The organism is Candidatus Alcyoniella australis (genome assembly GCA_030765605.1).
GTDB classification, from domain to species: domain Bacteria; phylum Lernaellota; class Lernaellaia; order JAVCCG01; family Alcyoniellaceae; genus Alcyoniella; species Alcyoniella australis.
The window spans coordinates 1-15,816 of record JAVCCG010000101.1 but is presented as its reverse complement, the minus strand read 5'-3'; the positions used below and the strand labels follow the sequence as shown (position 1 = coordinate 15,816).

The following is a 15,816-nucleotide window of genomic DNA, read 5'->3' as shown; positions in this document are numbered from 1 at the left end:
AAAGTACAATGGCCAAGGCTGCGAAGCACGTGTACTTCTTCGGCGACGGTAATGCCGAGGGGAACACGGGAATGAAGAACCTGCTGGGGGGCAAAGGCGCCAACCTGGCCGAGATGAGCTCCCTGGGGATTCCGGTTCCAGCCAGGTTTACGATCACCACCGAGGTCTGCACTCACTTCATGCTCAACAACGGCAAGTACCCCGAGGGCCTCAGCGCTCAGGTCGACCGTCAGCTTAAGCGAGTCGAGCGCAGCATGGGCGCCCGCTTCGGCGATCCAAAGAATCCGCTGCTGGTCTCGGTGCGCTCCGGCGCGCGCAAGTCAATGCCGGGGATGATGGAGACCGTGCTCAACGTCGGGCTCAACGAGCAGACCCTCGAGGGTCTGGCCGCACACACGGGCAATCCGCGTTTCGCCTGGGATTCCTACCGACGCTTGATCCAGATGTACGCCGACGTGGTGATGGAGAAGGCCGCGGGGATCGAGCCTAAGGAGGGCCAGGGGATCCGCGCGCGGCTGGAGCGTCTGCTGCATTCGGCCAAAAAGGCCAAGGGCGTAAAGCAGGATACCGAACTGGATGTGGACGACCTGCGCAAGCTGGTCAATCGCTATAAAAATCTGATCAAGCAGGTGCTGGGCAAGCCGTTCCCGGACGACGCGCAGCAGCAGCTGTGGGGCGGAATTTTTGCGGTGTTAAAATCGTGGAACGGCAAACGCGCCAACAGCTACCGCCGGATCGAGGGCATCCCCGACCAGTGGGGCACCGCGGTCAACGTGCAGGCGATGGTCTATGGCAACATGGGCGAGAATTCGGCCACGGGCGTAGCCTTCACCCGCAACCCGGCCACGGGCGAGCGCGTATTCTACGGCGAGTGGCTGCCCAACGCCCAGGGCGAGGACGTGGTGGCCGGTATCCGCACCCCGCTGCCGATCAACGAACAGGGCAAGACCGATCACACCATACATTTGGACTCCCTGGAATTGGCGATGCCCAAGGCATATCGTCAGCTCGACGGCATTCAGAAGCGGCTGGAAAAGCACTACCGCGACATGCTCGACATCGAGTTCACGATCCAGGACGGCAAGCTGTGGATGCTCCAGGTGCGCGTGGGTAAACGCAACGGCCCTGCGGCCGTGCGCATGGCCGTCGAGATGGTGCGCGAGCGGATGATCAAACAGCCCGAGGCCGTAATGCGCGTCACGCCCGATCAGCTCGATGAGCTGCTGCACCCGATCCTCGACGCCAAGGTCGAGAGCAAGACCAAGCCGATCGCCAAGGGTCTGCCTGCGGGACCGGGCGGAGCGGCGGGGCAGGTGGTGTTCACCGCCGACGAAGCGGTGGCCTGGAACAAACTTGGCAAGCGCGTGATCCTGGTGCGCGAGGAGACCAACCCCGAGGACGTCGAGGGGATGCGCGCGGCCCAGGCCGTGCTCACGGCCCGCGGCGGAATGACCAGCCACGCGGCGCTGGTGGCCCGCGGTTGGGGCAAGTGCTGCATCGTCGGCGCCGGAGCAATCGAGGTCAATGGCAGCAAGGGGCTGTTCACGGTCAACGGCGTGACGGTTAAGCGCGGCGACCTGATCTCGCTCAACGGCACGCGCGGCCTGGTCTACCAAGGTGAGCTGCCGTTGGTTAAGGCCGCCGAAGACAATCCGTACTTCGGCGTACTGCTGGGGTTCTGCGACAAGATCCGCAGACTCAAGGTGCGTACCAATGCCGAGACCCCCGATGACGCTGCCAAGGCCGTGGCCTTCGGCGCCGAGGGCATCGGCCTGTTCCGCACCGAGCATATGTTCTACGGCAAGGGCTCGGAAAAGCCGCTGTTCGAGCTGCGCAAGATGATCGTCAGCGCCACGCTCAAGGAGCGTAATAAGGCGCTGAACCGGCTGTTCAAATACGTGAAGAAGGACATCCGCCGCACCCTGGAGGTGATGGAGGGTCGGCCGGTGACGATCCGCCTGCTCGACCCGCCGCTGCACGAGTTCGTGCCCGAGCGCGCCTCCGAGCGGCAGAGGCTGGCCAAGAGCCTGGGGATCGACGCCGCCGAGTTCGAGCGCCGCGCCGAGGAGCTGCACGAGTCCAACCCGATGATGGGACACCGTGGAGTGCGGCTGGGCGTGACCTACCCCGAGATCAGCCGGATGCAGATCAGGGCGGTCTTGGAGGCCGCGGCCGAGCTGATCGCCAAGGGCAAGAAGGTCAAACCGGAAATCATGGTTCCGGTCACCTGCCACGTCAACGAGCTGGAGCGGATGCGCAAGCTGGTGGTCGAGGTCCACGCCGAGGTGGCGGCCAAGACCGGTCTGCGGCGCATCCCCTATATGTACGGCACGATGATCGAGATCCCGCGCGCAGCGCTGACCGCCGACGAGATCGCCGAGGTGACCGAGTTCTTCAGCTTCGGCACCAACGATCTGACCCAGATGGGCTTCGGCTTCTCGCGCGACGACATCGGCGGGTTCCTACCCGAATACATCGAGCAGGAAGTGCTGGAGGCGGACCCGTTCCAGACCATCGACCAGCGCGGCATCGGCGAGCTGATCAAGATCGCCATCGAGCGCGGCCGCAAGACCCGTCCCAAGCTCAAGGTCGGCATCTGCGGCGAGCACGGCGGGGACCCGGCGTCGGTGGAGTTCTGCCACCGTGTGGGCATGGATTACGTGAGCTGCTCTCCGTTCCGCGTGCCGATCGCCAGGCTGGCCGCGGCTCAGGCGGCGCTACGCGACTAACGAAAACAAATAATATTCGGAGGCTTCAATGGCCAAGATAATCAAGAGAGTCAATGCCCGTGAGATCCTGGACAGCCGCGGCAATCCGACCCTGGAGGTCGAGCTGCTGCTGGGGCGCGCCATGGGCTGCGCAGCGGTCCCCTCGGGCGCTTCCACCGGATCGCACGAGGCGCTGGAGCTGCGCGACGGCGACAGCTCGCGCTACAACGGCAAGGGTGTGCTAAAGGCCGTGGCCAACGTCAACGGCCCAATCGCCAACGCATTGGTCGACAAAGAGTTCAAGAAACAGGACGATCTCGACGCCGCGCTGATCGATCTCGACGGCACGCCGAGTAAAACCAATCTCGGGGCCAACGCGATGCTCGGCGTGAGCATGGCCTTTGCCCGGGCGCTGGCGGGCAACAAGCCGCTGTACTACGCGTTGGGCAAGCGCCGGGCGCGTACCCTGCCGGTGCCGATGATGAACATCCTCAACGGCGGGGCGCACGCCTCGAACAGCGTGGACATCCAGGAGTTCATGATCGTGCCGCTGGGCCTGCCCAGCTATTGCGAGGCGTTGCGTTGCGGCTCGGAGGTCTTCTGGGCGTTGAAGAAGATTCTGGTCAATGCCGGTCATTCCACCGGAGTGGGTGACGAGGGCGGGTTCGCGCCGAACCTGGGCAGCAACATCGAGGCGCTGGAGCTGATCGTGCGCGCTATCGAGGCCGCCGGATATAAGCCGGGCGAGCACGTCTGGCTGGCCCTGGACGTGGCGGCTAACGAGATGCTCAATCCCGACGGCAGCTATACCTTCGAGCACGAGAGCGGCCTGACCAATGTTGATTACAAACAGGTCACCAACTTCTATACGCGGCTGATCGAGCGCTTCCCGATCGTCAGCATCGAGGACGGCCTGGCCGAGGACGACTGGGAGGGCTGGGCCTACCAGTCGCGCAAACTGCGGCGCAAGGTCCAGCTGGTGGGCGACGACCTGCTGGTGACCAATCCCGAGCGCCTGGCCCGCGGCGTCCAGGACAAGGCCTGCAACTCGATCCTGATCAAGCTCAACCAGATCGGCACGTTGACCGAGACTCGGCAGGTGATCGCCCAGGCGCGTAAGGCGCGTTGGACCCAGGTGATCAGCCATCGCTCGGGCGAGACCTGCGATTCGTTTATCGCCGATCTGGCGGTGGCCGAGAACACCGGGCAGCTCAAGACCGGCAGTCCCTGCCGTTCGGAGCGACTGGCCAAGTACAATCGGTTGCTGCGGATCGAGTCCGAGCTGGGACCGGAAGGGATTTACGCGGGCAAGTCGGCGTTCAAACAGTTGAAATAGTTGCGCATTGCCCTAAAGCGCGGGACGGGGAGCGCTCCTTGTTCCGCTTGCCTTACCGCAGTAGAAGCTTGATCAATAATGCGGGCTTGCCAAGGCCGGGGTCCGGCGGCATATTAGACGAGATTCACAAGCAGTGGAGACAATAATGGTGCGCAAGCGCTTGATGGTCGTCGCGCTGGTATTCGCGATAATTATGCCCCTGGCAGTGGGCTGTAATTGCCGCGGCAGCGCAGGAGATAAATCGTCTGGAGTCACCAGCGATTGGACCGAAGTGTCGATCCACAACCTGGGGATGAAGATCACGATTCCACCCGGATACGAGATTTGGGAGCAGCCGGACGTCAACGTGGCCCTCGATGCGGTCAACAACAAGAATCAAACCTGGATCGTTGTGCGGACCGCCGCGTGGGATAAACCGACATCCAGACCCGTGCGGGTTGATGCCGATTTAATGGAAATGGCCGACGATGGCAGCGGCGGGGCGCCGATGGAGGTCGCGAGCCTGATTGTCGAACAGCTCACAGACTACGTCAGGAAACGGCCCGAGAACATGCCCGGAGCCGATCCGCCGACCTATTGGACCACGATAGTCTGCAAAGACACGGCCCTGGCATTTAACAGCACCAGCATGGAACGCGACAAGATCTGCTACGGCAAGGAGCGCGTTACCGTGCGCAACAATCAGCTGATCGACGTGCTGTTCTGCAGCGGCGAGGGGCAGCTGAGCGACGAGCTCAAGCAGTGGGCCGACGTGGTGCTCAACTCGATTAAATGCGATGCGCCGCTTTAAGCTGCCGACCTTCGCCTGTCTGTTGGCCGCGGCAATGCTGCTCGCCGTGAGCTCAACGGCCCAGGAGCCGGTCTCCGGGTTTGAGACGTTCACCAGCGAGCAGTTCGGCATCGAGTTCACCTACCCCACGATCTGGGAGAAGATGCCCACGCTCAAAGCCGAGGATCTGTTCATCGCCCAGTCGCCGGGCAAAATGACCGGCGTATTCGTCTACGTCAACAATGACAAGCAGCATAGTGCCGAGAGTCTGGATACCTTGGCCTCGACGCTGCCGGAACAGATCACGAACCAGCCCGGGGGCAAATTGGTCGAGGCGGAACGGCCGGGGATTTGCGGCTCCAAGGCGGTCTCGATCAAGTACGAGATCGTCAACGAGGCGGGTAAGCTGCACGGCCAGGTATTGATCGTGCTCAATCGCGGGTCGCTGATCAATTTCAACTTTTTCACCAACGACCTCGTGGCGCGCTACGATAAGGCCGTGATCGCCAACGTGATCTCCACGATACACTGCAACGATTGACCCGGGCGCCGCGCCCGGCCGCCCGACGATGTAGGATCGGGAAAAACGGTCGGGATGATGGTCCCGGACGAGCTGGAGCATTCGGGATGCAATTCGACAATTTGAACGATCGGCGTCGCACGCAGATGTGCGGCGAACCGCGCAGGGCCGACGTGGGCTCGCGTGCTACGCTGTTTGGTTGGGTCCACTCGCGCCGCGATCTGGGCGGGATGGTCTTCGTCGATCTGCGCGACCGCAGCGGGATCTGTCAAGTAGTGATCGATCCCTCGCGCGACGAGCAACTCTACGAGCGCAGCCGCAGCATCAGGTCCGAATGGGTGGTCGGCGTCAGCGGCCAGATCAACGCTCGTCCCGACGATCAGCTTAATCCCGACCGTCCCACGGGCGAGGTTGAACTGCTGGTGGACGAGCTGCTGATCTTCTCGCAGGCCCAGACGCCGCCGTTCACCATCCGCGACGAGATCGACGCCAACGAGGATCTGCGATTGAAGTACCGCTACCTGGACCTGCGGCGACCCTCGCTGCAGCGCATGCTGGTACTGCGGCACGAGATCAACCGCATGACCCGCGAGTACCTGTCGGACAAGGGATTCCTCGAGTTGGAGACCCCGGTGCTGACCAAGAGTACGCCCGAGGGCGCGCGCGACTACATCGTTCCCAGCCGGGTCAACCCCGGCGACTTCTACGCGCTGCCTCAGAGCCCGCAGCTGTTCAAGCAACTGTTCATGGTCGCAGGATTCGACCGCTATTTTCAGATCGTGCGTTGCTTTCGAGACGAGGACCTGCGCGCCGATCGCCAACCCGAGTTCACCCAGATCGATGTTGAGGCCAGCTTCATCAGCCCTGACGAGCTGTTCGAAATCATCGAGGGATTGGTCGACGTGATCTGGCAAAAGGCCGTGGGCCACCAGCCGCCGCGACCCTTCCCGCGCATGCCCTTTGACGAGGCCCGGGCGCGCTTCGGCTCGGACAAACCCGATACGCGCTTTGGCATGGAGCTGTGCGAGCTGGGCGATCTGGCCCAGGGCTGCGGATTCGGCGTGTTCGAGAAGGCGGTGGAGGCCGGCGGAACCGTGGGCGCGATTGTGGCCCCGGGCTGCGCCGGCTGGTCGCGCAAGCAGACCGACGCCCTGGGCGAGTTCGTCAAGATCTACGGCGCCAAGGGGCTGGCCGTGGTCAAGAACACGGACGAAGGGCGCGGCTCGGGCGTGGGAAAGTTTCTCGAACCCAAGGCGTTGGAAAAAATGATCCAGCGTTGCGGCGCGGCCCAGGGCGACCTGCTGCTGTTCGTGGCCGACAAACGCAATGTAGTGCTCGACGCACTGGGCGCATTGCGACTCAAGCTCGGCGCCGAGCTGGAGCTGATCGACGAGAACAAGTGGAACTTCCTCTGGGTGGTCGACTTCCCGCTTTTGGAATGGAACGAACAGGAACAACGCTTTTTTTCGATGCACCATCCGTTCACCAGTCCGGCCGACGAAGACCTGGAAAAACTCGAGAGCGATCCGGGGTCGGTGCGCGCCAAGGGTTACGACTTGGTGCTCAACGGCTCGGAGATCGGCGGCGGCTCGATCCGTATTCATCGCCAGGACGTGCAGCAGCGCGTATTCCAGGCACTGGGTCTAAGCGAGGAAAAGGCGCGGCTGAAGTTCGGCTTCCTGCTCGACGCGTTGACCTACGGCGCGCCGCCCCACGGCGGAATCGCCCTGGGCATGGACCGCATCGTGATGCTGCTGGCCCGCGCCAAGGGAATACGCGACGTGATCGCCTTTCCCAAGACCCAGCGCGCGACCTGCCTGATGACCGGTTCGCCCAGCGAGGTCGACCCCGAGCAGCTCGAGGAGCTGAAAATCAGCATCGTGAAACAGGACAAAGAGTAGGGACAAGATGAGCGAAGTCACCATCGAACAGGCGGCGCAACTGATCGGCCAAAACGTCACGATCAAGGGCTGGCTGTACAACCGGCGTTCGTCCAAGAAACTGCACTTCTTACAGATCAGGGACGGCTCGGGCTACATCCAGGCGGTGATGTTCAAGCCCGAGGTGGGCGATGAGGTGTTCGAGGCCGCGGGCCGGATCCCCTTTGAGTCCAGCGTGATCCTCAGCGGCGAGGCCAAGGCCGACGAGCGCAGCCCGCTGGGGTACGAGATCGGCGTAAGCGAGCTGCGAGTCGTGAACGAGGCGCGCGATGAATACCCGATCTCCAAGAAGGAGCACGGCGTCGATTTCCTGATGGAGCACCGCCACCTGTGGCTGCGCAGCAAACGTCAGCACGCGATTCTGCGGGTTCGCGCCGAGCTGGTGGCCGCGATCCGCGACTACTTCGACTCCAACGGCTTTTTATTGGTCGACGCGCCGATCTTCACCCCCGCGGCCTGCGAGGGCACGACCACGCTGTTTCAGACCGATTACTTCGGCGACAAGGCCTATCTCACGCAGTCCGGGCAGCTGTACATGGAGGCCGCGGCCATGGCCCATGGCAAGGTCTACTGCTTCGGCCCGACCTTCCGCGCCGAGAAGAGCAAGACGCGGCGTCACCTCACCGAGTTCTGGATGGTCGAGCCCGAGGTGGCGTTCCTCGATCTCGATGGCGACATGGACTTGGCCGAGGATTTTCTTTGCTACATCGTCCAGCGCGTGGTGAGCAAACGCGAGCCCGAACTGCGCCTGCTCGAGCGCGATCTGAGCAAGCTCGAATTGGTGCGCAAGCCGTTTCCGCGCATCAGCTACGACCAGGCAGTGGCCTTGATCCGCGAGCAGGGGCTCGAGTTCGAGGATGAGGACGATTTCGGCGCGGAGCACGAGACCGCGATTTCGAAAAATTACGACCGGCCGGTGATGATTCATCGCTACCCGTCGGCGGTCAAGGCGTTCTACATGAAGCGCGACCCGCAGCGTCCCCAGCGGGCGTTATGCGTGGACGTGATCGCGCCCGAGGGCGTGGGCGAGATCATCGGCGGCGGCCAGCGCGAGGACGAGCTGGACCTGCTGCAACAACGCATCGACGAGCACGGGCTGCCGCGCGAGGCCTTCCAGTGGTACCTGGACCTGCGGCGCTACGGCGGCGTGCCCCACGCCGGATTCGGCCTGGGGGTCGAGCGCACCGTGGGCTGGCTGTGCGGCGTGCCGCACGTGCGCGAGGTGATCCCGTTCCCGCGGCTGATGACCAGAATCTACCCATAGACCAATCGTACGCTGACCCGATCGGAGAGCGATGGAACGGCGCGTTTTTTTTAAGCTATGGAAGCCGATCCGTACAATCCTTTGGGCGCTGTCGGTCGTGCTGGTTCTGTTGGTGCTGCTCGAATTCGCCGCCGTCTATCTGGAACAACAGGGATTGCTGTGGCAGGAACTCGAATCCGACAATCCAACGAGCATCTTCGAGATCAAGGGCGACACGGTTCAGGTAGTTGAACCCGAGAGTGATTTGACCGATGAGTTCACGGCGATCAAGCCCGAGGGTGAGTTCCGAATGTTCATCCTCGGCGACTCCTTTGCCCAAAGTTTTCCCTATAAAACCATGTGCCCGATGAGTCGCTGGATCGAGCGCGAATTGTTGTTGCGTTATCCGACGAGGCGCTTCCGCATCATCAATGCCGGTGCCGGCACCCCCGGATCTTCGGACGTTCTACGGATTTTTAACGAGGCGCTGGGCTATCAGCCCGACGCGATTCTGGTCTCAATGGGCAACAATGAGACGATGGCCGGGTCAACTCCAAGCCATAATTATCAAGACGATAAACTGGCGCTGGTGAGGATTTTACGCAGGGCGCTATTGGATAATGTGAACCAGGAACCGCCGGTCGATCTCAATCCCGAGCAGATGCGGGATATTTTTTGCGACAACATACGGCAAATGCAGCGTCGAGCAAGGCAGGCGAACGTTGAGCTGATTCTGGCGACGATTCCGATCAATCACAAGGATCGGGCGTGGGGCTTGATGTATCGTCGTGCGGAGAGGCTCGCTGAACTGCAAAGCAGCCGCCCGCTGGAAGATCTTGAGCTGGGCGATGAATTGGAAGGTGCGGTCCGGCTTTTTCTCCAGGGCGATTACGCGGCCGCCGAGCAGCTTGTGCGCGGAAGGATCGATCCTTATTCGCGATACCTGCGCGCGAACTGCCTGGAGCAACTGGGCATGATCGATCAAGCGCAGGGAATCTACGCCGGTCTGAACGCCAACTTATATCTGGAGCTGTTCAACCAAATCGTTCGCCAGGAGGCTCAGCGCTCCAAAACGACGTTTATCGACCTGAACGAGTTGGTGATGCAGATGTCCGTCCACGGAATCGCCGACCGCAACCTGTATTACGACACCTGCCATCTACGCTGGTACGGGTATTCGCGGCTGGGAATGCAGATCGCCGACGTGGTAGACCACAATTATCTTGAGGGCGGAACGGACGAACTTACGACCGTTGACAACGCGCAGCACCGAGCACGGCTCGCTATCTTTTCCAAAGAGCAATACATCCAAGATGCGGCGGCGTTGGGCGCAGGATATCTGCTTTTGCGTATGCAGGTGCCGCTGATCGACGTGTTCAGCTATCACATGCTGCATTGACCCGTTCGACGGCGCCAAACTTTGCCTATCAAGGCGGGGTTGAAAACGCCGCTCAGGGTCAATCCTGAGCAAGCCCCGGCTCTCGGTCCGGGGAAAGCCGAAGGATTGACCTCGCGCCGTGGGCCGGATATAACGCAGCCGTACCGATAATCCGCCCTGGGAGGTGATTTTTGGCCGATTTCGTCAGACCGCGGACCCTGCCCGGGTTCCAGGATTTCCTGCCCTCGCGGCAGATGGCGCGCCTCGAGTTAATCCAGCGCGTGCGCACGGTCTACGAGCGGCACGGGTTCTCGCCGATCGACACCCCGGCGTTGGAGTACCGCGAGGTGCTGCTGGGCCAGGGCGAGGTCGAGAAGGAGATCTACCACTTCGTGGATGACGACGACAACCAGGTCGGGCTGCGTTTCGACCTGACCGTGCCGCTGGCCAGGGTCTGCTCGGAGCACTCCAAACAGCTCGTCTGGCCGTTGCGGGTCTACCATTGCGCCAACGTCTGGCGCGCGGAGAAGCACAAGCCGGGGCGCTTTCGCGAGTTCGCCCAGTTCGACGCGGACATCGTGGGCGAGCCCGCGGTCTGGGCCGATGTCGAGATTTTAACCATGGTCCACCGCACCTTGTGCGCCATCGGCATGTCCGACTCGCTGATCAAGATCAGTCACCGCGGGATACTGCAGGCCTTGATCGCCAAGGCCGGCATCGACGAGCAGCAGAGCTTCGGTGTGCTGCGCACCCTGGATAAGCTCGACCGGCTGGGCTGGGAAAAAGTGCGGCTCCTGCTGGGCAACGCGCCGCAGCAGATGGTCGATGGGATCGACGCGCCGCCGCTGGGCTTGTCGACCGTTGCGGTCGATACGATCGAACGTTTCCTGGCGATCAGGGGCGACGCGCTTGATCAGCTTGCACAGCTGGTCGAATTCTTCCACGGCGTGGAGCGCGCCGACGAGGCGCTGTCGGATTTGCGCAACATCGTCGAGGCGCTGCCGGCCAACGACGTTCCGGCTGATGCGTTCTGCATCGACCTCTCGATCGCCCGCGGGCTGGATTACTACACCGGGATGATCTTCGAGGCGATGCTGCGTAGCGCGCCGCAGATCGGGACGGTGTTCGGCGGCGGACGCTACGACGGCCTGGTTGGACGCTTCAGCAAACGTTCGCTGCCCGCCACCGGCGCCTCGATCGGCGTGGACCGGGTGATGGCGGCCATGGAGATGCTTGGGCTGATCCAGCAGCGGCCCTCGACCGCCGAGGTGCTGATCGTGGTCTTCGATGACGCACTGCGGCCCGAGTGCTTCGGCATCGCCGCCCAGTTGCGCGGGGCGGGGATCAACACGGTACTCTATTCGGGCACGCGCAAGATAAAGCACCAGTTCAAACACGGCGACGACCTGGGCGTGCGCGTAGTCGTGCTGCTGGGCTCGGACGAGCTTAATAACGGTACAGTGCAGATCCGCTCGATGGCGGGCGAGTTCGTTGACAAGGATAATCGCAGCAAGCAGACCGAGGTGCCGCGGGAACGTTTGGTGCCCGAGGTGCTAAGCCTACTGGGACGAGGGGAATAGGATTTGGACGACGCGGCCAACGCTCGCCGGGCTGGGATGGATTTTCTGTCCGCTCCCAGGCTGTGCAAAAAAATCCGGCGGGTCACGCTCGACGGACTTTCGTTGAACGTAGAGCAGATAGTGGCCGTGGCGCGCCACCGCGCGCGAGTGCGCATCGCCCCCGAGGCACGGCGGCGGATGGACTGTTGCCGCGCGCTGGTCGACGTGCTGCTCGAACGCCAGGCCGTGGTCTACGGCCTGACCACGGGCTTCGGCCGACTGCGCGATAAAATCATCGAGCCCGAGGATGTGGGTCGGCTGCAACGCAACCTGATCCGCAGCCACGCCTGCGGCGTGGGAGAACCGCTGCCCGAGGACGTGGTGCGGGCGACGATGCTTTTGCGGGCCAACGCCCTGTGCCAAGGGCACTCGGGGATCAGAGCCGAGGTGGTCCAGCGCTTGGTCCAGATGCTCAACGACGACATCTTCCCGTTCATCCCGGCCAAGGGCTCGGTCGGGGCCTCGGGCGACCTGGCGCCGCTGTCGCACCTGGCGCTGGTATTAATGGGCGACGACCAGGGCCGCGTGATGCGTCCCCGCGACCGCGAACCCGACGGCGACCACGATCGGGGTCGGTTCTGGAGTCATTTGTGTGTCGACGATTTCGAACGACTGCCCCAATCGTCGCGTGAGTTCGAGCGGCTGGCCAAATCACGGGATTGGAAGTTTCGACCGATCGAGCTGCGCGCCAAGGAGGGCCTGGCGCTGAACAACGGCACCCAGCTGATGGCCGCCCTGGGAGTGCTCGGCCTGTACGATTCGATGCAGATGCTCAAGGCGGTCGAGATCGCTCACACCGCGAGCATCGAGGCGCAGAAGGCCGTGCCGTATGCCTATGACGAACGGTTGGCCCAAGTCCGGCCGCAGCCGTTCCAGCTCGAGGTCAGCCGGCGCATTCGCGGGTACATCGAGGGCAGCGACATCATCCGCTGGCACCTCAACTCGGCTTACGTCAATCGCGCGATCCTGCGTCTGCTCGACGCCGAAAAGGACCTGGCCGACTTGACCAAGCACAGCGGCGAGGCCGACGCCCAGGTACTGTTGCGCTGCAAATCCGATATCGATCAGATCGCCGGGCGGCTGCGCGAATTTCTCGACAGCCCGGCGCGCCGCTATCGCCAGGGCCTGCGTCTGGCACAGCAGTCGCGACAGCAGACCGTGGCCTGGGAACCGGAGATCAGAAGCCAGATCCGCGCCTTCCGACTGGCGCTGTCCGATACCGAACAGGCTCTGACCGAGGTCTACCGCACGATGCTGGCGCGGCGCTTTCCACCGGCGGACAAGGCGCGCGATCACGTGGCCGACGCCCTGCGCGATCTGGCACACTCGGTCCCCTCGGCGCCGCCGTTCCAGGACGACTACTCGTTCCGCTGCATACCGCAGGTCGTTGCCTGCGCCTACCAGGCGTGTCTGAATACTTACGAGGTGCTGCGAATCGAGATCAACTCGGCCACGGACAACCCGCTGCTGTTTCCACCCGAGCCGCCCGAGGGTTTCGGATCGATGAGCCCGGCCCAATATCGCCGTTGGCTGACCAGCGACGCGGAGCTGATCGAGCGCAGCCTGGGTTCGGTGATCGGCGGCGGCAACTTCCACGGCGAGCCGCTGGCGATCATCCTGGACTACCTGGCCATCGCGCTGAGCGAGCTGGCCAGCATCTCCGAGCGGCGGATCGCGCACCTGGTGGACGAGGACGTCTCATCGGGGCTGCCGGCGTTTCTGGTGCAGCATTCGGGGCTCAACTCTGGGTTTATGGTGCCGCAGTACACGGCCGCGGCCCTGGTCTCGGAGAACAAGGTGCTGACCCATCCGGCGTCCACCGATTCGATCCCGACCTGCGCCGGGAGCGAGGACCACGTGAGCATGGGGCCGATCTCGGCGCGCAAATGCCGCGAGGTGATCGACAACGCCGAGCAGGTGATTGCCATCGAGCTGTTGACCGCGTTCCAGGCGCTGCACTTCCGCCTGCCGTTCAAACCCGGAGCGATGACCCGCAGGCTGATGACGACGCTCAAGCGCGAAGGTGTCGAGTTCTTAGAGAACGACCGAGTGCTGTTCCCCGATATCGATCGGGTGGTGCGGCTGATCAGGAACGGAACCCTCGCCGGTTTGGCCGAGGAGATGGATAGACGGAGGTCAAGGCAAGGATGAGTCCCAACAGGTCGGTGGCGGGAATGGTGGTCAACCTACCCGAGCAGGCGCAACGCCTCAGCTCGGCCGCGGCCGAGGCCTGTGCTGTGCTGGCGCAGCGCGGATACGGCAAGATCGACGTGCCGGTGATCGAGCCGGTGGAGCCGTTTTTGCTGCGCTCGGGCGAGGTCGTGCGCCGCTCGATGTACGTGTTCGAGGACCCCGGCGGGCACGAGGTCTGCCTGCGGCCCGAGATGACGATTCCGGTGATTCGCGCATTTGCCGCGCACATGACCGACCGTCCGCGGCCGCTACGGCTGTTTTACGACGGCCCGGTATTTCGCCATCGTCCGGCAGCCGCCGGCAGGCCGCGCCAGGAACGCCAGGTTGGGGCCGAATTGATCGGGGCTGAAGACCGGCTGGCGGCCGACGCCGAGATTATCTCCACGGCAATCGCCGCGATCGACGCGATCGGTTGCAACGACGCTGTGCTGGCGCTGAGCGACTTCTCGTTGGTCGGCACGCTGATCGACGCGCTGGACCTGCCGCAGCACGCCTGTCGTCGGCTGATCAACCTGCTCAATCATCCGGCGGCGCTGCAACGCGCGATATCCGACGAGGAGCCGCAGGAGCCGGCGTTGCCCGACGCCCTGGCGCAGCTCGAGCGCGAGCAGGGAGTCCAGCTGGTATTGAAGATCATCTCAGGCATGCCGCTGCAGCAGGTGGGGCAGCGCGATCCGCGCCGGATCGCCGAGCGCTTTTGGGATACGCAGATCGTACGCAGCTCGTTTACTCTGGACAACGCCACGCGCAAGCTGCTGCGCGACGTGTCCTCGATCTGCGGATCGCCGCAGCAGGCACTCAGAAGTCTGGCGAAGATCACCGCGACTTTTGCCGATGAGATTTGCCAACCGCTGGAGCGGCTGGAACGACTGATCGAGATGATCGACAAAGCGGTCGGCAGCGGGGAGCGGCTGCTGCTCGACTTCGGCCTGAGCCGCCCCTTTGCCTACTACAGCGGGATGATCTTCGAGCTGCGGCGCGGCGAGCGAGTGATCGGCGGCGGCGGCCGCTACGATCCCCTGGTGAAAATGATCGATCCGCGGCTTGATGTCGACGCCGTGGGTTTCGCCGTCTCGCTCCAAGGCGCGCTGGCGATCGATGGGGAGGAAGGATGAGCGCCCGACGCGCGACGCTGGCTCTGCCGAGCAAGGGCAGCCTGCACCAATCGGCAATCGAGTTTCTCGGCCGTTGCGGACTCAAGGTCGCGGGCGGAGGCCGCAGCTACAGCGGCACGCTTATCGGGATCGACGGGATGGACCTGCTGTTCTGTCGTGCCGAGGAGGTCGCCCGGCGGCTGTGCGACGGCACGGCCGACGCGGGGATTACCGGCCTGGACCTGTTTCACGAGGACCAGGAGCATACGCATGGGCTGAGCTGCCTGATCCAGGAATTGGGGTTCGGCGCGGCGAGCCTGGTGACGGCGGTGCCGCAGATGTGGATCGACGTGACCCGGATCGAGGATCTGATCGAGCTCGCGCCGCAGTTCCTCGAAGCGCACGGCAGGACGTTGCGCGTGGGCACGAGCTTTCCCAACCTGACGCGGAGCTTTCTGGGCAAGCGCGGTCTAACCGCCTATGCGCTGGTGCGCGGGCAGGGGGCGATCGAGGCGATGCCCGCCTCGGGACGCGCGGACCTGGTCGTCGACCTGACTTCCAGCGGTGTAACCCTGGCCCAGAATGGGCTAAGGCGCCTGGACGACGGCGTGATCCTCGAATCGCAGGCCTGTCTGGTTGGACGGCCTCTGGATCCCGGATCCACGAGCGAGGCGGTGGCGCGGCTGTGCGGGAGGATGCTGGCCACGATCGAGGCGCGCAACTCGCTGGAGTTCAGGGCGCAGGTCGACTGCGAAATGGAGCGGCTCGTTGCCGGGCTGGACGAACTCGGCGCACGGCTGGTCAGCCAAGCGCCCTCGGACGCGGGCATGCGCGTCGAGATCGTTGCGCCTGCCAATGCCCTGGATCGGCTGGTGGCCCTGCTGCGCGATTGCGGAGCCGAACAGGTCGCGGTCCATCGTGCCGAGTATATTTTTTAGGACCGCAGCAGTTCCACGAGCTCTTGTTGACACCCCGAATCAGGTTGGGATAGCCTCCTGCGAGAGGGGGGATGGCGA

11 protein-coding genes are annotated in these 15,816 nt (G+C 63.4%); all 11 read left to right on the top strand.

Going from position 1 to position 15,816, the window contains the following annotated elements; genetic code table 11:
- Positions 1–8 precede the first annotated feature (8 nt).
- Positions 9–2,729 carry a pyruvate, phosphate dikinase gene (ppdK, locus tag P9M14_11750; protein ID MDP8256414.1) on the top strand — a complete coding sequence of 907 codons (2,721 nt, stop codon included), beginning with the start codon at positions 9–11 and terminating at the stop codon, positions 2,727–2,729.
- A 28-nt stretch (positions 2,730–2,757) separates the two neighbouring features.
- Entirely contained in the window at positions 2,758–4,044 is a 1,287-nt protein-coding gene (eno, locus tag P9M14_11745; protein ID MDP8256413.1) for a phosphopyruvate hydratase, read from the top strand.
- A 145-nt stretch (positions 4,045–4,189) separates the two neighbouring features.
- Positions 4,190–4,834 carry a hypothetical protein gene (locus P9M14_11740; protein MDP8256412.1) on the top strand — a complete coding sequence of 215 codons (645 nt, stop codon included), beginning with the start codon at positions 4,190–4,192 and terminating at the stop codon, positions 4,832–4,834.
- Positions 4,821–5,354: a hypothetical protein gene (locus P9M14_11735; protein MDP8256411.1), complete on the top strand. Its 534-nt coding sequence runs from the start codon at positions 4,821–4,823 to the stop codon at positions 5,352–5,354. The genes P9M14_11740 and P9M14_11735 overlap by 14 nt, the downstream gene beginning before the upstream one ends.
- Before the next feature lie 86 nt (positions 5,355–5,440).
- Positions 5,441–7,234: an aspartate--tRNA ligase gene (aspS, locus tag P9M14_11730; GenBank protein ID MDP8256410.1), complete on the top strand. Its 1,794-nt coding sequence runs from the start codon at positions 5,441–5,443 to the stop codon at positions 7,232–7,234.
- A gap of 7 nt (positions 7,235–7,241) precedes the next feature.
- Positions 7,242–8,537: an asparagine--tRNA ligase gene (asnS, locus tag P9M14_11725; protein ID MDP8256409.1), complete on the top strand. Its 1,296-nt coding sequence runs from the start codon at positions 7,242–7,244 to the stop codon at positions 8,535–8,537.
- 31 nt (positions 8,538–8,568) lie between these two features.
- Entirely contained in the window at positions 8,569–9,915 is a 1,347-nt protein-coding gene (locus P9M14_11720) for a GDSL-type esterase/lipase family protein (protein MDP8256408.1), read from the top strand.
- Positions 9,916–10,085: 170 nt separating this feature from the next.
- On the top strand, positions 10,086–11,474 hold the full coding sequence (gene hisS / locus P9M14_11715) for a histidine--tRNA ligase (GenBank protein ID MDP8256407.1): 1,389 nt from the start codon (positions 10,086–10,088) through the stop codon (positions 11,472–11,474).
- A gap of 36 nt (positions 11,475–11,510) precedes the next feature.
- Positions 11,511–13,664 carry an aromatic amino acid lyase gene (locus P9M14_11710; protein MDP8256406.1) on the top strand — a complete coding sequence of 718 codons (2,154 nt, stop codon included), beginning with the start codon at positions 11,511–11,513 and terminating at the stop codon, positions 13,662–13,664.
- Entirely contained in the window at positions 13,661–14,821 is a 1,161-nt protein-coding gene (locus P9M14_11705) for an ATP phosphoribosyltransferase regulatory subunit (GenBank protein ID MDP8256405.1), read from the top strand. The genes P9M14_11710 and P9M14_11705 overlap by 4 nt, the downstream gene beginning before the upstream one ends.
- Positions 14,818–15,738: an ATP phosphoribosyltransferase gene (gene hisG, locus P9M14_11700; GenBank protein MDP8256404.1), complete on the top strand. Its 921-nt coding sequence runs from the start codon at positions 14,818–14,820 to the stop codon at positions 15,736–15,738. The genes P9M14_11705 and hisG overlap by 4 nt, the downstream gene beginning before the upstream one ends.
- Positions 15,739–15,816: the final 78 nt, after the last annotated feature.